The sequence below is a fragment of the Xanthocytophaga agilis genome (genome assembly GCF_030068605.1).
Taxonomy (GTDB): domain Bacteria; phylum Bacteroidota; class Bacteroidia; order Cytophagales; family 172606-1; genus Xanthocytophaga; species Xanthocytophaga agilis.
The window spans coordinates 1-1,565 of the sequence record NZ_JASJOU010000042.1 but is presented as its reverse complement, the minus strand read 5'-3'; the positions used below and the strand labels follow the sequence as shown (position 1 = coordinate 1,565).

Here is a 1,565-nt window from a genome sequence, read left to right as displayed (position 1 = left end):
CAGATGGTCAGAGTTTGTATTTACATACAGATTACAGTGGAAAGGCGGTGTTGAATCTGTATACGATTCAGGGTGTATGTGTGAAGAGTATGGAGTTGGAAGTAGGTGGTGGAGAGACTTTGTTACCAGTAAGTGGTTTATCAGCAGGAGCTTATCTAATGCAGATCACCACTGACAAACAAGTGTCTCATCAGAAACTTATTATCAAGTAAGGAAATTGTGATTTCTTTTCTGTTTATATAAATGGTATAGTAGGCCTCCTGCATATAGAGAGAACCAGAATAGTATATACTTATAAAAATTTACACATTCTTTGGAATTATATTATAATGTAAGAATACTTTATTGGCTCTCAGATTTTATCAATGTGAGGAAGTAACTAATCAATCTAAAATGTATTGTTTATATAGTGAAAAAAGAGACCTTAGATTGATATACTTACTTATCCGAAAAGGTAAATAATTTCGACTATTTTTTTAGATAAGTTCTATGTTGATAATAAGTAAAAATGATTAGGTTTCAATAGAATATTTTCAATTCTGACATATGTAAGTTAAGGTGTTTGTGTAGTACAATTGCTGAGTCGATTTTTGTGTAAAATTGCTGTAGGAAAATACTATCAAATGATATGCAGCATTTTTTTACAAGGTTTTCATTAGAATATACACAGAAAGTTATATTACTTCTTCTATGTATAATAGTTGGAGTAAAAGTTGAAGCTCAGAATCTGGTTACCAATGGAAATTTTTCGAGTGGAAATACTGGATTCACTTCAGAGTATACATATGTTGCTCCTTTAAATAATACAACTCTATATCCAGAAGGCCTGTATACACTAACATCGAATCCGGTCTCGATTCATAACCTTTTTTGCAGCGCAGCTTCAATTTCTTCTGCATCAGGCAGTACTGTACCTCCCTCTGGAGGAACTATGCTGGTAGGGAATGGGTATGATGGATCTTCCAAGAAATTATGGGCGCAAACGGTTAGTCTTACACCCAATACAAACTATACATTTACCTTTTATGCTGTTGCCTTAACAGACTATACTACCTTATCATTTGGTTTATATGGCAACTGTACCCGTTTAGGACAAGACATAAAAGCAACTACAACTTGTGGATGGAAGAAATATACGATGACCTTTAATAGTGGCGTGTTGACTTCACTGGAACTATCAATCCGAAATATAAGTCTTGTTACCTCTGGTAACGATATTGGTATTGATGATATCAGTTTGGTAAAAGATAATCCCGCTACCAACTATGCCACAATCAGTGATGACTTTATCTGGCAAGGATATACTACTGACTGGACCAAAGCTGATAACTGGGGGTCCTGTACAGTACCTACCTGCTCAGATGATGTGGTGATCCCTGCTGGACTGACTAACTATCCTATATTAGCTTCCAATGCTACTGGAGCAGTACGTTCGATGACTATTCAATCAGGCGCGAAAGTAACTTTAAACAGCGGAAGTGAACTACAGGTATGTGGAGATCTGTTGAACAGTGGCACACTTACTACCAACTCCACTGCTACCATCACTATGATGGGAACTACCA

At 36.2% G+C, this 1,565-nt stretch carries 2 protein-coding genes; both read left to right on the top strand.

Translation table 11 applies throughout. The features are described from left to right. Positions 1-212 (top strand): T9SS type A sorting domain-containing protein (locus QNI22_RS40085; protein WP_314520298.1); only part of this gene is annotated, 212 nt, incomplete at its 5' end. A gap of 416 nt (positions 213-628) precedes the next feature. Then, the coding region (locus QNI22_RS40080; protein ID WP_314520297.1) for a hypothetical protein at positions 629-1,565 on the top strand (937 nt) is incomplete at its 3' end.